This is a genomic window from Paraburkholderia translucens, assembly GCF_020881035.1.
In the GTDB taxonomy this organism is placed as follows: Bacteria; Pseudomonadota; Gammaproteobacteria; order Burkholderiales; family Burkholderiaceae; genus Paraburkholderia; species Paraburkholderia translucens.
Genome location: NZ_JAJITC010000017.1, coordinates 111,228 through 129,260 on the forward strand (window position 1 = coordinate 111,228; position 18,033 = coordinate 129,260).

Consider the following 18,033-nt stretch of genomic DNA (forward strand, 5'->3'; position numbering starts at 1 on the left):
TAATAATGATGACATCAATCGCCAGGAGAGAATCATGGATCTGGCCGCTCTGACCATCTTTCGCGCGGTCGTGCGCGAAAACGGCGTGACCCGTGCCGCGGCGAAGCTCAATCGCGTGCAATCGAACGTGACCACGCGCATCAAGCAACTCGAGGAACAGCTCGGCACCGAGCTGTTCATCCGCGACGGCCGCCGCCTCGTGCTGACGCCGGCCGGCGAGACCCTGTTGCCCTATGCGGAGCGGCTGCTCGCGCTCGCCGACGAGGCACGCCACGCGGTGCGCGAGGATCGTCCGAGCGGCCGTCTGCGGCTCGGCGCAATGGAAAGTACTGCGGCGACGCGTTTGCCGGGCCTGCTCGCGCAATATCATCAGCAATGGCCTGCGGTCGAACTGGAACTCGAGATCGGCACGACCGGCAAGCTGATCGAGCGGGTGCGCGAGTTCGAGGTCGATGCCGCACTAGTCGCCACGCCGCTCGATCCCGCCTCGCTCGGCGACCTGTTCGAGACCGAGCCGGTGTTCCGCGAGGAACTCGTGATGCTGACGCCGCGGGGTCATCGGCCGATCCACGAGGTGCGCGACATCGCGCTATCGACGCTGATCGCCTTCGAGGCCGGTTGCGCTTACCGCACCTATATCGAAAAGTGGTACCTGGATCACGGCGTGCGCCCGGCGCGCGTGCTGGAACTCGGTTCGTATCACGCGATCGTCGCATGCGTGGCGGCCGGCGCGGGCGTCGCGGTCGCGCCGCGTTCGGTGCTCGATCTGCGCAGCGATACGAGCAATATCGCGGTGCACGAGTTGCCCGAGATTGGCACGCTCGACACGCTGCTGGTCTGGCGACGCGGGCATTTTTCGTCGGCGCTCAATGCGTTGCGGCGCACGCTGGTCGCGTCGCGGGACGGGACCGCCGAGGGCGATCCGCCGCGCGGGGAGGCGGCGTCGGCGGATGCAAAGGTTGTCTGATCGTTGATTTCGCGCCGGTAAGCGGGCGCGGCGCTATCCGAGCGGCTTTCAGCAAAAGCGAAGGGGCCACGCGGTTCGCCGATCCTGCCGGCGCGCCGTGTGGCCCCTTCGTCAAACCCGGCTCGACTCACGTCGAGCCGGAATCAATCCTGCATCGAAATCAAAGCTGCCCTTCGACCCAAGCCTTGACGCCCGCGAGCGCCGCCGGCAGTTTGGCCGGCTCGGTACCGCCAGCCTGCGCCATGTCCGGCCGGCCGCCGCCCTTGCCGCCCACCTGCTGGGCAACGAAGTTGACCAGCTCGCCCGCCTTGACTTTCTTGCTGGCGTCGGCGGTCACACCGGCGATCAGGCTGATCTTGCCGGCTTCGACCGACGCGAGCACGATTGCCGCGCTCTTCAGCTTGTCCTTGAGCTTGTCCACCGTTTCGCGCAGCGTCTTGACGTCAGCGCCTTCGAGCGTCGCCGCGAGCACATGCACGCCGCCGACTTCGATCGCTTCGCCCGCGAGTTCGTCGCCCTGGCTCGACGCCAGCTTCGACTTGAGCGCGCTCAGTTCCTTCTCGAGCGCCTTCACCTGGTCCTGCACCTGGCCGATGCGCTGCGTGAGTTCCGCCGGTTGCGCCTTCAGCACGGCCGCGGCCGCGTTGACGCGCGCTTCGAGTTCCTGCACGTAACGCACCGCGTTGTCGCCGGTGATCGCTTCGACGCGACGAATGCCCGCCGCAACGCCGCCTTCCATCACGATCTTGAAGAAACCGATGTCGCCCGAGCGATTCACGTGCGTGCCGCCGCACAGCTCACGCGAGAAGCCGAGATCGAGCACGCGCACTTCGTCGCCGTACTTTTCGCCGAACAGCGCCATTGCGCCGCCCTTCACCGCGTCGTCGTACGACATCACGCGCACGATACCGGGTGCGTTCGCGAGCACCTCGGCGTTGACGATTTCCTCGACGCGGCGGATCTGCTCGTCCGTCATCGGCGCGTTGTGCGCGAAGTCGAAGCGGGTCTTGTCAGCGTCGACGAGCGAGCCCTTCTGCTGCACGTGCGAGCCGAGCACCTCGCGCAGCGCCTTGTGCATCAGGTGGGTGGCCGAGTGGTTGCGCGCCGTGCGGGCGCGGCGCACCGCGTCGATTTCCGCCTTCAGAACGTCACCGACCTTCAGCGTGCCTTGCTCGAGCGTGCCGTGATGGCCGACCACGTCGGCCTGCACCTTGAGCGTATCGACGACCGCAAAGCGTGTGCTGGCATTCGCGAGCACGCCCTGGTCGCCGACCTGGCCGCCCGACTCCGCGTAAAACGGCGTGTGATCGAGCACGACGACCGCCTGCTGGCCGCTTTGCACCTGCTGCACCGACGCGCCGTCCACGTACAGCGCGACGACCTTGGCGTCGTCGAAGACGATTTCCTCATAGCCGTGGAACGTGGTCTTCGCGCCCGAGTATTCGAGGCCCTGCGCCATCTTGAACTTGCCCGCCGCGCGCGCCTGCTCGCGCTGACGCGCCATCGCATCGTCGAACGCGGCTTCGTCGACCGTTACTTCGCGCTCGCGGCAAACGTCCGCGGTCAGGTCGAGCGGGAAGCCGTAGGTGTCATGCAGCTTGAACGCGAGTTCGCCGTCGAGCGTCTTGCCACCCTTCGCGTCGAGGTCGGCCAGGGCGGCTTCGAGGATCGACATGCCGTGCTCGATCGTCTCGAAGAAACGCTCTTCTTCCTGGCGCAGCACGTCGGTCACGCGCTGCTCGGCGTCCTTCAGTTCCGGGTACGCGTCGCCCATCTGCGCGACGAGGTCGGCGACGAGGCGATGGAAGAACGAACCCTTCTTGCCGAGCTTGTAGCCGTGGCGGATGGCGCGGCGCACGATACGGCGCAGCACGTAGCCGCGGCCCTCGTTGCCCGGAATCACGCCGTCGACGATCAGGAACGAGCACGCGCGGATGTGATCGGCGATCACCTTCAGCGAGTTGTTGCCGAGATCGGTGACGCCGGTTTCGCGCCCAGCGGCCTTGATCAGCGCCTGGAACAGGTCGATCTCATAGTTGCTGTGCACGTGCTGCAGCACAGCGGCGATCCGCTCGAGGCCCATGCCGGTGTCCACGCACTGCTTGGGCAGCGGCGTCATGTTGCCTTGCGCGTCGCGGCTGAACTGCATGAACACGAGATTCCAGATCTCGATGTAGCGGTCGCCGTCTTCCTCGGGCGATCCCGGAGGACCACCCCACACGTCCGGGCCGTGGTCGTAGAAGATTTCCGAGCACGGGCCGCACGGACCGACGTCGGCCATCTGCCAGAAGTTGTCCGACGCGTAGCGCGCGCCCTTGTTGTCGCCGATGCGGATGATGCGCTCGACGGGCACGCCCACTTCCTTCGCCCAGATGTCGTGCGCTTCATCGTCTTCCTGATAGACGGTGACCCACAGTTTGTCTTTGGGCAGCTTGTAGACTTCGGTCAGCAATTCCCACGCGTAGTGGATCGCGTCACGCTTGAAGTAGTCGCCGAAGGAGAAATTGCCGAGCATCTCGAAGAACGTGTGATGACGCGCGGTGTAGCCGACGTTCTCGAGGTCGTTGTGCTTGCCGCCGGCGCGCACGCTGCGCTGCGCTGTCGTGGCGCGCGCATACGGACGCGATTCCGCGCCGAGGAACACATCTTTGAACTGCACCATTCCCGAATTGGTGAAGAGCAGTGTCGGGTCGTTGCCGGGCACGAGGCTCGACGAACGGACGATCGTGTGGCCCTTCGATTCGAAGAACTTGAGGAATTTCTCGCGGATTTCAGCGGCTTTCATAGCGTGCGGGGGACGGTTCTGACGGTTCCTGACTGGGACTGGCGGTCGGTGAGATGCGCCAACTGTCTGTTTCTTAAACGACTGATTATACGGGATCGGCAAGCGCGCGCGGCGCCGCGCCATGACGTTCGGCTAGCTGCGCCCGCACGCGGGAATCGCTTAAGATGACTTCCACGAAACCTCGCGCGCAACCACGCACGGCAGCCCGCGCTGCCGCCGGCCTACGTCAGGAGACATTCAACAACATGGGCGCTCTCAGTCACATCCGCGTGCTGGATCTCACCCGCGTGCTCGCCGGCCCGTGGTGCGCGCAGACGCTTGCCGATTTCGGCGCCGACGTCATCAAGATCGAGCGCCCCGAAGTCGGCGACGACACGCGCCACTGGGGGCCTCCGTATCTGAAAACGCCGGACGGCGCGGACACGCACGAAGCCGCCTACTATCTCGCGGCGAACCGCAACAAGCGCTCGGTCACCCTCGACATCGCGTCGGCCGAGGGCCAGCGCATCGTCCGCGAGCTGGCCGCGCAAAGCGACGTGGTGTTGGAGAACTACAAGGCCGGACAGTTGAAGAAGTACGGCCTCGACTACGAATCGCTGAAGCAGGTGAAGCCCGATCTGATCTACTGCTCGGTCACGGGCTTCGGGCAGACCGGCCCCTATGCGCAGCGCCCCGGCTACGACTTCATCGTGCAGGGCATCGGCGGCTTCATGAGCATCACCGGCGAGCGCGACGGTCAGCCGGGCGGCGGCCCGCAGAAGGCCGGCGTCGCGATCGCCGACCTGATGACCGGCATGTATGCGACGGTCGCCGTGCTGACCGCGCTCACGCACCGCGACCGAACGGGCGAAGGCCAATATATCGACATGGCGCTGCTCGACGTGCAGGTCGCGATGCTCGCCAACATGAACTCGAACTACCTCGCGAGCGGCCAGCCGCCGGTGCGCTGGGGCAATGCGCATCCGAACATCGTGCCCTACCAGACCTTCCAGACGAGCGACGGCTGGATCATCGTCGCGGTGGGCAATGACGGACAGTTCCGCAAGTTCGTCGAGGCGGGCGGCCGTCCCGAACTCGCCGACGACGACCGCTTCGCGACCAACCCCGCGCGCGTGCGAAACCGCGAACTGCTCGTGCCGATTCTCGCGGACATGGTCCGCCTGCGGAGCAAGCAGCAGTGGATTGCGGCGCTCGAAGCGTCCAGCGTGCCTTGCGGGCCGATCAACAACCTCGACGAGGTGTTCGACAACGAGCAGGTGGTCGCGCGCGGTCTGCAGGTGGATCTGCCGCATCCGTCGGGTGGTACCGTCAAGCTCGTGCGCAATCCGATCAACATGAGCGGCACACCGCCGCAAGCGTTGAGCCATCCGCCGCTGCTCGGCGAGCATACCGGGCAAGTGCTGCGCGAGGTGCTCGGATACGACGCCCAGACGATTGCCGGGTTGAAACGCCGAGCGGTGATCTGATCAGTGAAGCGGCGCTCGTCCCAATCGCCGGAGCCGCTATCGGCATCGCGCGCTTGCCTGCGGGCCGTCTACCGAATCAGGCGTGCCACGCCGGCACCGCGTGGATCGCTGGCGGGCTCGGGCGTCGTGCCGTTCACGCGAATCATCTGCACGTCGCCGTTGAACGGCTGCTGCTCGACCGTGTAACCGAGCGCCTTCAGTTGCGCGGCAAGCTCGTCCGGCACGGGATGGTACGGCTCAAAGTAGATCGTCTTCTGCGGCAGCAGCTGATGATGGAATCGCATCGCGGCGAGCGCGTCCGGCGGCGGCATGTCGAAGTCGTACAGATTCGTCATGACCTGGAAGATCGTCGTCAGAATGCGCGAGCCCCCGGGCGTGCCGATCGCGAGCGCAATCTTGCCGTCCTTCAGCAGCAGCGTCGGCGTCATCGACGAAATCGGGCGGCGGCCCGGCGCGATCGTGTTCAGTTCCGCATCGGCGGTGCCGGGCGCCGGGGCCGTGCCCGCCGCGCCAGCGCCCGACGGCTTGATCACGAAATCATCCATCGCGTCGTTCAGCAGGAACCCCGCGCCGTCCACCACGACTCCCGAGCCGAAATCGCCGTTCAGCGTGTAGGTGTTCGACACCGCGTTGCCCCACTTGTCGACCACCGAGAAATGCGTGGTCTGCGCCTTTTCCGTCTGAGCGGACGTGTCGAGGCCCGGCTTCACCGCCGCCGTGCCGGGCGCTTCGTCAGCCTTGACTTCGGCCGCGCGTTGCGCGAGGTAGGCATCGTCGGTCAGCTTCGCGGCCGGCACGGGCACGGCGTCGGGATCGCCGATATAGCGTTGCCGGTCCGCGAACACACGGTCCGAAATTTGCGCGATCAGGTGAACGTAGGGCGCCGAATTCAATGCGAGACCGTCGAACGCCGGCTGCAGATCGGTCCGCATCTTCAGCATCTGGACGAGGCCGATGCCGCTCGAGCTCGGCGGCGGTGCGGTGATCACGCGGTAGCCGTGCCAGTCGGCGGCGAGCGGCTCGCGCCACACCGCCTTGTACTGGCTCAGATCCTGACTCGTGATCAGGCCGTGGCCATACATCTGCGTGGCGATCATCCCGGCCGTGCGGCCCTCGTAGAACTCGCGGCCGCCGTCGCTCGCGATCCGCCCGAGCGTCTGCGCGAGTTCGGGCTGGCGCAGCGTCGTACCTGCCTTCAGGTTTGCGAAGTAGGCGTCGAAGTTGGTCTTGCCGGCGAAATTCTTCGCCGCCGCGTCGCGGCGCTGCTGCAGCCGCGGATCGACCTGGAAGCCGTCGCTCGCGTAGTGGATCGCGGGCGCGAGCACCTGCTTCCACTTGAGCCTGCCGAAGCGCCGCTGCGCTTGCCACATGCCGTCGACGCTGCCCGGCACCGCCACCGCGCGATGACCCACCGTGCTCATGCCGGGCACCACGTTGCCCTTGTCGTCCAGATACATGTCGCGGGTCGCCTGCTGCGGCGCGCGCTCGCGGTAGTCGAGAAAATACGGCTTGCCGTCGACCAGCAGCGTCATGAAACCGCCGCCGCCGAGGTTGCCCGCGTCGGGCCGCGTGACCGCAAGCGTGAAGGCCATCGCGACCGCGGCATCGACCGCGTTGCCGCCAGCAGCGAAGATCTGCTGCGCGGTGTCGGCGCTGTAGCTATCGGGCGCGGCGACGGCCGACGCATCGAGCGCCGGCTTCGGCAAGGGCGTTTTCGCGAGAGCCGGAAGCGGCGCGGCGAGACTCACGGCGAGCGCGGCAAACCACGCCGAAGCGAGCGCAACGCGGCGGGTTCGGCAAGAAAGGCGGGCGCTAGCCAAAGCGCGGGGGAATGGCGCGTAGACCACGCCGTGCGTCGGGACGGACATCCGAGAAAACTCCGGCAACGGGCCAGCATGGCGCACGAACGGCGGCGCTCCGTGCAAGCCGACAAGGGACCGCGCGAACGGCTGGAGCAAGCGCGCCCGCGCGTAGGTCCGGGACAGCGCGCGGCTCGCGCGCAGCAGCGCATCCTAAGTCGCCGCGTTGCGTGCCGCCAACCCGATTTACCTCCTGTTACAGCCCGAGGCGCGCCGCAAGCGCCTGCCGCGAGCGGGCTCGTCAGGTAGAATTGGAGCCTCAGCGGGCGCATTGCGCGCCCCCACGGACTCTCACCTTCTCGCATGAATACCGAACGCAAAGACGCTGAACGCAACGACGCGCCCGCGGCATCCAATTTCATCCGTAACATCATCGACGACGACAACCGCAGCGGCAAATGGAGCCAGCGCGTCGAGACGCGCTTCCCGCCCGAGCCGAACGGCTATCTGCATATTGGTCACGCCAAGAGCATCTGCCTGAACTTCGGCGTCGCGCGCAGCTACGGCGGCGTGTGCCATCTGCGTTTCGACGACACCAATCCGGAGAAGGAAAGCGTCGAGTACGTCGAGTCGATCATCGACTCGGTGCGCTGGCTCGGCTTCGAGTGGCAAAAGGACCGCACGGAGCATCTGTACTACGCGAGCGACTACTACGACAAGCTGTACGAGTTCGCCGAGCTGCTGATCCAGCGCGGCCGCGCGTATGTGGATAGCCAGTCGGCCGAGGAAATCCGCGCGAACCGCGGCTCGGCCAGCGAAGTCGGCACGCCGTCGCGCTTCCGCGAGCGTTCGGTCGAGCAGAACCTCGACCTGTTCCGCCGCATGAAGGCGGGCGAGTTCAAGGAAGGCGAGCACGTGCTGCGCGCGAAGATCGACATGTCGTCGCCGAACTTCAACATGCGCGACCCGGTCATCTACCGGATTCGCTTCGCGCATCACTACCGCACCGGCGACACCTGGTGCGTGTACCCGATGTACGACTACACGCACTGCATCTCGGACGCGCTCGAAAACATCACGCATTCGCTGTGCACGCTCGAGTTCGAAGACCACCGCCCGCTGTACGACTGGATTCTCAACGAACTCGCCGAAGCCGGTATCTTCAAGCGTCCGCTGCCGCAGCAAATCGAGTTTTCGCGCCTGAACCTGACCTACGCGATCACCAGCAAGCGCAAGCTGCTGCAACTCGTCAACGAAGGCCATGTGGACGGCTGGGACGACCCGCGCATGCCGACCATCGTCGGCGTGCGCCGGCGCGGCTTCACCCCCGAGTCGATCCAGTTGTTCTGCGAGCGCATCGGCGTGACCAAGGTCGATTCCTGGATCGACATGAGCGTGTTCGAAGGCGCGCTGCGCGACGATCTCGACGCGAAGGCGCCGCGCACCGTGGCCGTGCTCGACCCGGTCAAGCTGATCATCGACAACTTCCCCGAAAACCTGACCGAGCCGTGCCACGCGCCGGTGCATCCGCATCATCCGGAACACGGCACGCGTGAGTTCCCGATTTCGCGCGAGCTGTGGATCGAGCGCGAGGACTTCACGGAGACGCCGCCGAAGGGCTATTTCCGCCTGTTCCCCGGCAACCGGGTGCGTCTGCGCTACGGGTATGTGATCGAATGCACGCACGCGGACAAGGACGAGAACGGCAACGTCGTCGCGGTGCATTGCAACTACTTCCCGGACAGCAAATCGGGCACCGAAGGCGCGAACAACTACAAGGTCAAGGGCAACATCCACTGGGTCAGCGCCGCGGCCGCTTGCGCGGCGGAAGTGCGCATCTACGACCGGCTGTTCAAGGAAGCGCAGCCGGACGCCGGCGGACGCGACTTCCTCGAAGCGCTGAATCCGGACTCGAAGCGCGTGGTCCAGGCCTATCTGGAAACGGGCGCGCGCCATGCGCTGCCGGAGCAGCGCTACCAGTTCGAGCGCCACGGCTACTTCGTCGCCGACCGCGTCGATTCGAAGCCGGGTCGGCCCGTTTTCAATCGCATCGTCAGTCTGCGCGACAGTTGGGGCAAGCCGGCGTAAGCATGCCTCAGCGACTACCCGACGCTGCCGGCCGGTCCAGCCAGGATATGTTCGATCGACACTCACTGCGCGCTCGCGGCGGCGCCGGTCCGCAAGGTCCGATGAAAGTTGCAGCTCTCCGCGGGGAACGGACCGAGGCCGCCGTTCGCCATGTCCGGCGCCCGCGCTTTTCGCGTCTGCTGCGCGGCACGCGCAGCGTGCTGTTTGCGCTGGCCGCCTGCGGCGCGGTCGCGTTCTCCGGTGCCGCAAGCGCGGGCGAACTGACCGGCACGCTGAGAAAGATCCGCGACGACGGCGTCGTCGTGCTCGGTGTGCGTGAGGCATCGATCCCGTTCTCGTACTTCGACGGCGAGCGTACCGTCGGCTACTCGCAGGCGATCGCGATGCAGATCGTCGATGAAATCAGGAAAACGCTCGGTCTGCCGCAACTGCGGGTTCACGAGGTCACGGTGACGTCGTCGAACCGCACGCCAATGCTGCTCAACAACCAGATCGACTTCGAATGCGGCTCGACCACGCACACGGTCGAGCGAGAAAACGTCGCCGCATTCTCAGACAGCCTTTTTCAATACGCGGTGCGCATGATTACGCGCAAGAATAGCGGCATCACCGATTTCGCCGATCTGGCCGGCAAGCGGGTCGTGACGACCGCGGGCACGTCCGACGAGCGCCTGCTGCGCAGCCTCAATACCCGCAAGCAGCTGAACATGCGCATCATGAGCGTGCGCGACCATCAGGACGCCTTCACCGCGATGAAGGAAGGCCACGCGGTGGCGTTCGTGATGGACGAGCCGATCATCTACGGCTTCAAGGCGACCGACCCGCATCCCGACGATTTCATCGTGACGGGCACGCCCCTCGGCTACGAGGTTTATGCGTGCATGTTCCGCAAAGGCGACGAGCCGTTCCGCGCGCTCGTGAACCGCGTGATCGCGCACGCGCAGACGTCGGGCGACGCCGAGCGTCTCTACAGAGTGTGGTTCACGCAGCCGATTCCGCCGCACGGCATCAACGTCAATTTCCCGCTGTCGGAGCAGAACCGCGCGTTGTTCGCGCATCCGAACGACCACGCGCTCGATTGACGGCCGCATGCGCCGTCTATAGCGACCGGTGCAATTCCGCGAGCGAGAGCGTCGTCTCGAAGAGCCGCGTCAGACTGCGGCTCGCATAGCGCGGGATTTCATCGACAGACACCCAGCGGTAGTCGTCCATTTCGGGGATCAGCATGCCATCCGAGCGGCGCGGAAACAGTGACGTGCAGGTGCACGTGCTCAGGTCGAGTTCGCCGGCACGCGCGCGCGCCGCGAATAGATGCAGGTCCTTGTCGCGCCGGTAGACGAACAGGCCGAGGTCCCTCAGGCGATCAGGCCGGAGCGCGATGCCGGTTTCCTCGGCCATCTCGCGCAGCGCGGTCACGTCCGGCGCTTCGCCGTCCTCGCCATGTCCTTTCGGAATATCCCAGTGTGTCGTTTCGGTTGCGTGCGCGAGCAGCACGCGACCGTCGGGATCGAGCAGCACGATCCCGCATGAGACGACTCGCGGGCTCATCGCTTCTGCAGTTGCCAGGCGCCGCCTTCCTTGCAGAAGTTCGGACGCAGGTTCATCGATTGCCCTTTCGCATTGAGCCGAGGTTGGCCGCTTGCGCGCCGATCGCCGTGCCGGGAGGCAGGCTCGCGGCACGGAGGTGGAACGGCACACGGGTTCGCGTCGACATGCAGGACTCTCCTCGAAGTGCGCACGGCACACGGCGCGCGGCGGCTTTTGATCAAGACCTCAAAAGCATAGCATGCACACTTTGCGAGACCGCGCGGCCATCAACGCGCGGCGGCCGTGCCCTGCAGGCGAAAAATGTTGACGACGTCGCGCAGCATCTGCGCCTGCTCCTGCATCGACTGCGCGGCGGCCGCCGCCTGCTCGACCATCGCCGCGTTCTGCTGGGTCGTTTCGTCCATCTGCGCGATCGCGAGATTGACCTGCTCGATGCCGCGGCTCTGCTCGTCGGACGCAGCGGAAATCTCGCTGATGATGTCGGTGACGCGCTTCACCGCATCGACGAGCGACGCCATCGTGCCGCCCGCTTTCTCGACGAGCGCCTGGCCGTTACCGACGCGCTCGACGGAATCCTCGATCAGCGTCTTGATCTCCTTGGCCGCATCGGCGCTGCGGCGCGCGAGATTGCGCACCTCGCCCGCGACGACCGCGAAGCCGCGGCCTTCTTCGCCGGCGCGCGCCGCTTCGACCGCCGCGTTCAGCGCAAGGATGTTGGTCTGGAACGCGATGCTTTCGATCACGCCGATGATATCGACCACCCGCGCCGAGCTCGCCGCGATGCTCTGCATGTTCGCGACGACGTGCTGGACGGCCTCGCCGCCCTCGCCCGCGAGCTGCGAAGCGGAGCGCGCCATGCGGTTGGCCTGCAACGCGTTGTCGGCGTTCTGCTTGACGGTCGCCGTCAACTGCTCCATGCTCGCGGCCGTTTCGCCGAGCGACGACGCCTGCTCTTCGGTGCGCGCCGACAGATCGAGATTGCCCGCGGCGATTTCTTCGGCCGCGACCGTGATCGCTTCAGTGCCGCCGCGAATGCGCCGGATCGCGTCGGCGAGCCGGCTTTGCATGCGCTGCATCGCGAACAGCATGCTCTCCCGATCGCCGCCGCTCAGTGCGACCGGGCGCGACAGGTCGCCGTCGGCGATCGTCTCGGCGACGCTCGCGGCATAGGCGGGCTCGCCGCCGAGGCTGCGCTTGACGTTGCGGATGATCAGCACGAGTGCGGCGGTGCTGAAGCTGCCGATCACGAGGATCGTCAGCAGATAGCGCAGCAGATCGGCGCGGAACGCCGCGTCGATGTCGTTCACATAGACGCCCGAGATCAGATACCAGTCCCACGCTGCAAAGCGCTTGACGAAGCTGATCTTCGGTACGCGCTCATTGTTGCCGGGAACACGCCCCATGTAATCGACGAAGCCCTGGCCCTGTGCCTGCGCGACCTTGACCATCTCGACGAACAGCAGCTTGCCGTCGCTGTCCCCGTAGTGCGATACGTCCTTGTTGCGTAGATCGGCGAGCATCGGATGCATGATCACGACCGGTGTCGCGGTTGTCACGATCATGTAGCCGCTGCCGGGGTAGCGTATCGCGGACAGGCGCGCCATCGCCTGCTCTCTCGCCTGCTCGGGCGTCAGCTCGTGCTGATCGGCGCGCTGCGCGTAGTCGGCGACGATGGCATACGCGCTCTCGACGACGTTTTGCACTGCTGACTTGCGCTCGGCGAGCATCGTCGCGCGCGACTGCCACGCGGCCCAACCGCCGAGGCCGAGCAGGCCGAGCCACGTAATCAGCAGCGCGAGCCAGAGTTTGGTGTTGAGGCTAAGTCGGTTCACGCGGGTTCCTCCATCGCAGCGCGTCAAGTAGTTCTAATGGATTAACGGCGCCGCGCGCGATTTCCTGAGGCTCGCCAGAAACCGGTCCGCGGGAGGTGCAAAAAGAAAAAGGGTTACAGGCGCGGGGCCTGTAACCCTTCGATGATTCTGGCACGGCAGGAGGGGCTCGAACCCCCGACCCTCGGCTTAGAAGGCCGATGCTCGTGTAGCGCCCCGCCTTGCTGGGCGGGGCTTCTATCCAGCTGAGGCTGTTTCAGTCACACGCCAGTCACACTCGGCGGTCTCTTCGGAGGCCGTATGGCAACAATAAGCAAGCGCACCGACGGATGGCTGTGTCAGGTCCGCAGGAAGGGATTCCCGCATCAGTCCAAGAAGTTCTCAACACGATCGGAGGCTGCGGCATGGGGTCGCTCGGTCGAGGCAGAAATGGACGGCGGCGTGTTCGTCAACCGGGACGAAGCTGAGAACACGACCGTCGCGGACCTGCTCGACCGCTACATGCGGGACGTCTCCCCCGCCAAGCGCAGCCACGCCAGCGACAAAGGGCGAGCGCGGACAGTGCGTGCTGCACTGGGGCCGTACAAGCTGACCGCCCTGACCTCGCCCGCGTTGGTCGAGTACCGGGATAGGCGGCTGAAGTCCGTTTCGCCGCAGACCGTAATCCACGAGTTGAACCTGCTGAACCGCGTGCTGACACTCGCGACGAAGGAATGGGGCTTCGTCCTGCCCGGCGGGGTGCCCAAGGTCATCAAGCCACGCAAGACCGAGGGCCGCGACCGTCGGGTGCAGCCCGCCGAGGTTCAGGCGATCATCGACGCCACAGAGTCGCCACTTCTGCGCGATCTCGTGCAATTCGCTGTAGCTACCGGGATGCGGCGCGGAGAGATTCTCGCGCTTCGGTGGGAGCACGTAGATTTTTCCCGGCGTACGGCCCACCTGCCCGTGACGAAGACGGACACGCCTCGTGACGTACCGCTGTCCACAGCAGCCCTCGCCCTCCTTCAAGCCCGCAAGACCGCTGGCTGTACCGTACCCTTCGCCATGACCGACAGCGCCGCGTCGCGGGCGTTCTGCCGCGCTGTACGGCGGGCACGCAAGGTCTACGAATCGACGTGCCGAGTTTGGGATCGGCCTGTTGACGCACGATGGCTCATTGGCATCCGCCTGCACGATCTCCGCCACGAGGCAACGAGCAGCTTCTTCGAGCGCGGTCTGAACATGATCGAGGTTGCGAGCATAACCGGACATAAAACGCTCTCAATGCTTCAGCGGTACACGCACCTCCGGGCCGAGGACCTAGCGAAGAAACTCGGCTGACATCCATTCGCAGACACTAGCGCCCCGGAGTAGCCCTTCCATCCGAGCGCCGAGGCTCCGCTACGTCATTGTTCGTCTGTAGTGCAGTCGCTAGCTTCAGCGCAACATCCACGCAGCGATGCCAAGGCAGACGCCGACAAAGACACCGCCAGCCACGAACGAGCCCCACCCGATCAAGGCTGGGGTCCACCTGTCCCTTTGACACTCGCTCAGTTCCAGCGACTCGTCAATGAGCCTCGCGAGAAGTAGGCGCTGTTTGAGGTCGGCTTGCTGAACCTTCGCGAGGTCGCCGGTCTGACGCCTGACTGGTTCGGCATGAGTCTTGATGGTGTGCACGGTCTGTCCCTGTGCGAGCGGGATTGACCCCGATTCTACACCGCGCCATTGCACGGCAAGACGAGCCAAGCGCGTCATTCCGAATCACTGCCACGGCGGTACAACGCGGATCAAGCATTCCGTGCCATACTGTCTCTGCCGAGTGGCGGCGGCAATGACCGGCCTGCACCTGCACAGATCCTTTTCGAGTGGGAGGCAGGCATGGGCGCCATTTATGTCCGTCCTAACGGGACGTACACCGCTAAAATCCGCCGCAAGGGGTTTCCAGCCCTTTCGAGAACATTCAAGACGCGCAGCGAAGCCGAGACTTGGATGGCCGCGCACGAAGCCACGATAGCCGCCCGGATTGCTGCCGTTCGCGCTATCGAAGAACATAAGCGCATCGCATCGCAGTGTGCTCCCCGCTACCGACTATTCGGCGATCTGATGATCCGCTATCTGGAGGAGGTCACTCCCGGCAAACGAGCCGCCGCAGACGAAGCAATCCGTCTACGGGGACTCCTCGGTCATTCACTAGCTTCCTGCCCTCTCGAAGGGCTAACTGCCTCGCGCATCGCGGAATGGCGCGACGAACGGCTCAAGAAGGTAAGCGGCTCAACCGTGAATCGGGACATGAATCTCCTGAGCCACGTTATCCAGGTCGCACGAGGCGAATGGGAAGTCGCGCTAGTGGATAATCCCTTCCACCGCGTGCGACGTCCGCGAGAAGGGCGACCGCGAGAGCGCCGTATATCTCGGTCTGAAGAGGCTGCACTGCTCAAAGCCTGTGTGACTACGCAGAATCCGTACGTGCGCCCGATCATTATTTTGGCGCTCGAAACTGCAATGCGCCGGGGTGAGATCGTTGGCCTTGAGTGGGAGCGCGTGTTTCTCGCAGAACTGTCCGTGCAACTGACGCAGACGAAGACAGCGATACCAAGGGGCGTTGCGCTCTCCAGTCGAGCCGTAGCGACCCTCGAAGCCCTCCGACCGAACACGCCAAATTGCGGTGAGCTTAAGGGTCCTGTCTTCCCCGGCCTGACTACCAATGCGCTCAAGCTTGCCTTCCGGCGGGTTGTCAAGCGCGCTGGGATAACAGACCTTCGCTTTCACGATCTACGTCACGAGGCGACGTCCCGCCTCTTCGAGAAGCAGTTGGCGGTCATGGATGTCGCCACCATTACCGGCCATCAGGACGTGAGGATGCTGCGACGTTACACCCATTTGCAGGTGCGCGATCTGGCGAAGAAGCTAGGTTGACACTTGAGCGGCGGATGCATGCATTGTAGAAATGCCTGCCGCCTCAGTGCCCAAGGAGTTTGCCGAGGACCGCCCCAGCCGCGACGATTGCAGAGCCAACTGCTAGACAGGCAGCCGCCATCAGCCACGGCTCCCAGCGCCTCGTCCATTGGTTCGTCGCCGCTGTCTCGTTAATCAGCCTCGTTGTCTGCGCTTGCAGTTTAACTAGATTATCGAGGTTGACCTGATGAATCTTGGACAGCTTCTTCTGCTTCTCGGTGCCCATGTCGTTCCGTCCAGAAGTGCGCTACGGCCATTATGCTGCGATTCCACGCCTCGCCACCAGGCTGCGGACGGGCGGCACCGCCGCCACGCCCTCATCTCACACCGACCAGCCCGCTCGTCGCATCACCTCAACGAGGTCAGGCTCGCTAGTGCCGATCTCGAAGACGCGGGCGGGCGGCACTTTCGCCCAGTCCTCGGAGTGAATGTGTAGCCGGTCACAGTCCACTGCCAGCCGCCCGGTCGGGTACACCCTCGCCCGCCAGTCACCGACCTCGAACGCCCAGACCTCCCCCGCCGCCTCCTTGCGTTTTTCATCGAGTCTCGCCAGCCAGCCGTCCCTTGAGTGTTGCGGCACCCGCACGCGTTGCGACGGATCGAGCGGCGAGTCCTTCAGATGACAGCCGTAGCACGAGCCGTCGCGCACACGACGACGCGTCGAGCCACACTTCGAGCACCGCGCCCCGTCGTACACCTTCGCCCCTTCGAGCCACGCCGCCAGCCGGTACGGGTCGGCGATCTGGCCGCCCGTCCGTCGCTGACATTCGACGCAGCCCCGGACATGCTCCCGCTTGCGCTGTGCCTGCGCCGACGCGCCCGTATTCAACTTGCCCCGAATGTCCACATGCGGCGGGACGACTGGCGACAGCACCCGGATGTAACCGGCCTTGGGCCCCCTGCTCATCGAGATTGCCCCATGTCGTGCCCCACGTGAGCTTGCCCGCGCTCGCGTACCAAGCTCCGCGCATCACGCCGCCAGCAATGACCGGCGTCGCGCAGGTCCTGTAGCGCGCTATCGACTGCAGTACGCATCGCGTCCGTTCCCAGCTCGATACCTACTGCCCCTCGCAAGGCCCGCACGGGCACACGGTTCTCGTTGGTTTCAGTGAGAAACGTCGCGATGGCGCGCCTCGCCTGCTGCGTGCGGCTGGGCGACTTCGTCGCTGGCTCTCTGACGCGCCACACGACGCCCGGAAGAACCGGTTGAAGTGCTTCACGCAGCTCGCCTGCCCCGGCCCCAGCGACAAGAATCGTTAGCTTCATACGTTGAGCCTGCCCGTCACCGTCCATCACACGACACGCACCACGGTTCATTCCTTGCAGTACGCTATGCGCCATCTCCGACACGTTCAGGCGCCGCAACGCCCCCGCCGTGTGCAACCTCGGCGACTCACCGAGGCGTTGCTGTCCGGAGAGCGCGGCAGCAAGCTCAAGCGGATTACGGCGGAGCACACCCGCCATGACCACATGCCGACAATGCAGCAGATCGTTACGGCTCGTCTCCTGCCCCCACGTCAGGACTTCGATACGCCTGCGCGGCTTGCCGTCGATCTCGACCATTGCGTCTAGATTGACACCTAGTTGCCGGAGGTTTCGGATCAGCTTCTGCCTTGCGTCCTTGAACGTGAACACGAGCACACACTCATCCGGCGGCACAGCGTCAATCACCTTCTGCAACTCGTGAGCAGCAGGCTTCGACGCCTCCACAGAATCAGACATGGCCTGCTTCCCGGTCGCGAGCTTGACTTGGTTGACCGTGACGTTGGAGTAGGACTTGTACCCAAGCATCTCGGGAGTGGTGCGATCAACGATAGACGCATCCGCCTGCGTCAAGTCCCGGATAACATACGATGCGTCTAGGACCGCAACATTGCTCAGCTCGTCTGGGACCGTGATGGCGTATCGGACGATGCCATCGCCGGTATCGCCGTTGCCGGTCATTAGCACCGATACAGGGAGACTGATAAGGGCCAGCAAGTTAAGCACTTCATCGCGCAACCACGAAGCGGCCTTGTCATGTTGACTCAGGCTATTCGCGGTCTCTCCGGCTTCGACAAATTCGCCCAGCGGCAGGAGTTCCGCCAGAAGACGTGGCTTTCTCGACGGGTCCGCTTTCAGCGCGGCGAGTTCTGCGTCGATGACCGACACGATCTTGTCGAGGTGCGGCAGCAACTCCGGCTTGTCAGTCTCCGCGTGATTCCTGACCCGACGAATCTCCTGTACCGACATCGCCTTGGCAGTTGTCGAAATGAGCGACTCGTCCCAGATCAACAGGCTGCGCGGTCTCCCTTGGAACGTCGCCGTACAGCCATTCTGGATTCGCGCATGGGACAGCAGCAGGATCGGGTACTCCCTGTCCGGTGAAGTGGCAGGCTCGGACGCGTAGCCGGTCCCCGGTCCTACCTCCTCTGCACTTCTCACGGAATCGTACTTGTACTGGTGCAGCAGACCGATGGATTCCTCGTGAATACCAGCGCGGATCAAGTCTCGCTGCGTATTCCGCGCAAATCGAGCAGCCGTTCCACGGCAAGGCGAGCGGGCATTCCACGCGAAGTCGAGCAGCGATTCCACAGCAAAGCGAGCGCTGCGGACGCGGCGATGCGGGGTGAGCTCT

At 64.8% G+C, this 18,033-nt stretch carries 13 protein-coding genes; 6 read left to right on the plus strand and 7 right to left on the minus strand.

Annotated elements, in window-relative coordinates:
- Positions 1-34 precede the first annotated feature (34 nt).
- Positions 35-967 (plus strand): LysR family transcriptional regulator, encoded by a 933-nt coding sequence (locus LJ655_RS25665; protein ID WP_230563989.1) that lies wholly within the window; start codon positions 35-37, stop codon positions 965-967.
- Between the two features lie 160 nt (positions 968-1,127).
- On the opposite strand, the gene alaS is transcribed toward LJ655_RS25665, so the two are convergent.
- Complete coding sequence (gene alaS / locus LJ655_RS25670) at positions 1,128-3,752, minus strand: alanine--tRNA ligase (protein WP_230563990.1); 2,625 nt, start codon at positions 3,750-3,752, stop codon at positions 1,128-1,130.
- Between the two features lie 245 nt (positions 3,753-3,997).
- Between alaS and LJ655_RS25675 the strand changes: the two genes are divergently transcribed.
- Positions 3,998-5,218, plus strand: coding sequence for a CaiB/BaiF CoA transferase family protein (locus tag LJ655_RS25675; protein ID WP_230563991.1), 1,221 nt, complete (start codon positions 3,998-4,000; stop codon positions 5,216-5,218).
- Positions 5,219-5,286: 68 nt separating this feature from the next.
- Here LJ655_RS25675 and ggt read toward each other — a convergent pair whose 3' ends face one another.
- Positions 5,287-7,086, minus strand: a complete 1,800-nt coding sequence (gene ggt, locus LJ655_RS25680) for a gamma-glutamyltransferase (protein WP_230563992.1) — start codon at positions 7,084-7,086, stop codon at positions 5,287-5,289.
- Between the two features lie 294 nt (positions 7,087-7,380).
- Between ggt and LJ655_RS25685 the strand changes: the two genes are divergently transcribed.
- Together LJ655_RS25685 and LJ655_RS25690 are read left to right on the plus strand one after the other, a co-directional pair.
- Positions 7,381-9,105 carry a glutamine--tRNA ligase/YqeY domain fusion protein gene (locus tag LJ655_RS25685; protein ID WP_230563993.1) on the plus strand — a complete coding sequence of 575 codons (1,725 nt, stop codon included), beginning with the start codon at positions 7,381-7,383 and terminating at the stop codon, positions 9,103-9,105.
- Positions 9,106-9,206: 101 nt separating this feature from the next.
- The gene (locus LJ655_RS25690; RefSeq protein ID WP_230563994.1) at positions 9,207-10,187 is read left to right on the plus strand and encodes a transporter substrate-binding domain-containing protein; all 981 of its coding nucleotides are present in this window, start codon (positions 9,207-9,209) and stop codon (positions 10,185-10,187) included.
- A gap of 16 nt (positions 10,188-10,203) precedes the next feature.
- Here the strand turns inward: LJ655_RS25690 and LJ655_RS25695 are convergent, their stop codons facing one another.
- Positions 10,204-10,653 carry an NUDIX hydrolase gene (locus LJ655_RS25695; protein WP_230563995.1) on the minus strand — a complete coding sequence of 150 codons (450 nt, stop codon included), beginning with the start codon at positions 10,651-10,653 and terminating at the stop codon, positions 10,204-10,206.
- 266 nt (positions 10,654-10,919) lie between these two features.
- Positions 10,920-12,485, minus strand: coding sequence for a methyl-accepting chemotaxis protein (locus LJ655_RS25700; protein ID WP_230563996.1), 1,566 nt, complete (start codon positions 12,483-12,485; stop codon positions 10,920-10,922).
- 297 nt (positions 12,486-12,782) lie between these two features.
- On the opposite strand from LJ655_RS25700, the gene LJ655_RS25705 reads away from it, so the two are divergent.
- Entirely contained in the window at positions 12,783-13,802 is a 1,020-nt protein-coding gene (locus tag LJ655_RS25705) for a site-specific integrase (RefSeq protein ID WP_230563997.1), read from the plus strand.
- A gap of 537 nt (positions 13,803-14,339) precedes the next feature.
- Complete coding sequence (locus tag LJ655_RS25710) at positions 14,340-15,377, plus strand: site-specific integrase (RefSeq protein WP_230563998.1); 1,038 nt, start codon at positions 14,340-14,342, stop codon at positions 15,375-15,377.
- Positions 15,378-15,420: 43 nt separating this feature from the next.
- On the opposite strand, the gene LJ655_RS25715 is transcribed toward LJ655_RS25710, so the two are convergent.
- The 3 genes from LJ655_RS25715 to LJ655_RS25725 all read right to left on the minus strand — a co-directional run.
- Positions 15,421-15,642, minus strand: a complete 222-nt coding sequence (locus tag LJ655_RS25715; RefSeq protein WP_230563999.1) for a hypothetical protein — start codon at positions 15,640-15,642, stop codon at positions 15,421-15,423.
- A 96-nt stretch (positions 15,643-15,738) separates the two neighbouring features.
- Entirely contained in the window at positions 15,739-16,323 is a 585-nt protein-coding gene (locus LJ655_RS25720) for a hypothetical protein (protein ID WP_230564000.1), read from the minus strand.
- Positions 16,320-18,033 (minus strand): hypothetical protein (locus tag LJ655_RS25725; protein ID WP_230564001.1); only part of this gene is annotated, 1,714 nt, incomplete at its 5' end. The genes LJ655_RS25725 and LJ655_RS25720, both read right to left, overlap by 4 nt.

Excerpts from the sequence above, each read along its gene's own strand:
- LJ655_RS25665 (WP_230563989.1), top strand. The coding sequence starts at position 35 with ATGGATCTGGCCGCTCTGACCATCTTTCGCGCGGTCGTGCGCGAAAAC.
- alaS (WP_230563990.1), bottom strand. The coding sequence starts at position 3,752 with ATGAAAGCCGCTGAAATCCGCGAGAAATTCCTCAAGTTCTTCGAATCG.
- LJ655_RS25675 (WP_230563991.1), top strand. The coding sequence starts at position 3,998 with ATGGGCGCTCTCAGTCACATCCGCGTGCTGGATCTCACCCGCGTGCTC.
- ggt (WP_230563992.1), bottom strand. The coding sequence starts at position 7,086 with ATGTCCGTCCCGACGCACGGCGTGGTCTACGCGCCATTCCCCCGCGCT.
- LJ655_RS25685 (WP_230563993.1), top strand. The coding sequence starts at position 7,381 with ATGAATACCGAACGCAAAGACGCTGAACGCAACGACGCGCCCGCGGCA.
- LJ655_RS25690 (WP_230563994.1), top strand. The coding sequence starts at position 9,207 with ATGAAAGTTGCAGCTCTCCGCGGGGAACGGACCGAGGCCGCCGTTCGC.
- LJ655_RS25695 (WP_230563995.1), bottom strand. The coding sequence starts at position 10,653 with ATGAGCCCGCGAGTCGTCTCATGCGGGATCGTGCTGCTCGATCCCGAC.
- LJ655_RS25705 (WP_230563997.1), top strand. The coding sequence starts at position 12,783 with ATGGCAACAATAAGCAAGCGCACCGACGGATGGCTGTGTCAGGTCCGC.
- LJ655_RS25710 (WP_230563998.1), top strand. The coding sequence starts at position 14,340 with ATGGGCGCCATTTATGTCCGTCCTAACGGGACGTACACCGCTAAAATC.
- LJ655_RS25715 (WP_230563999.1), bottom strand. The coding sequence starts at position 15,642 with ATGGGCACCGAGAAGCAGAAGAAGCTGTCCAAGATTCATCAGGTCAAC.
- LJ655_RS25720 (WP_230564000.1), bottom strand. The coding sequence starts at position 16,323 with ATGAGCAGGGGGCCCAAGGCCGGTTACATCCGGGTGCTGTCGCCAGTC.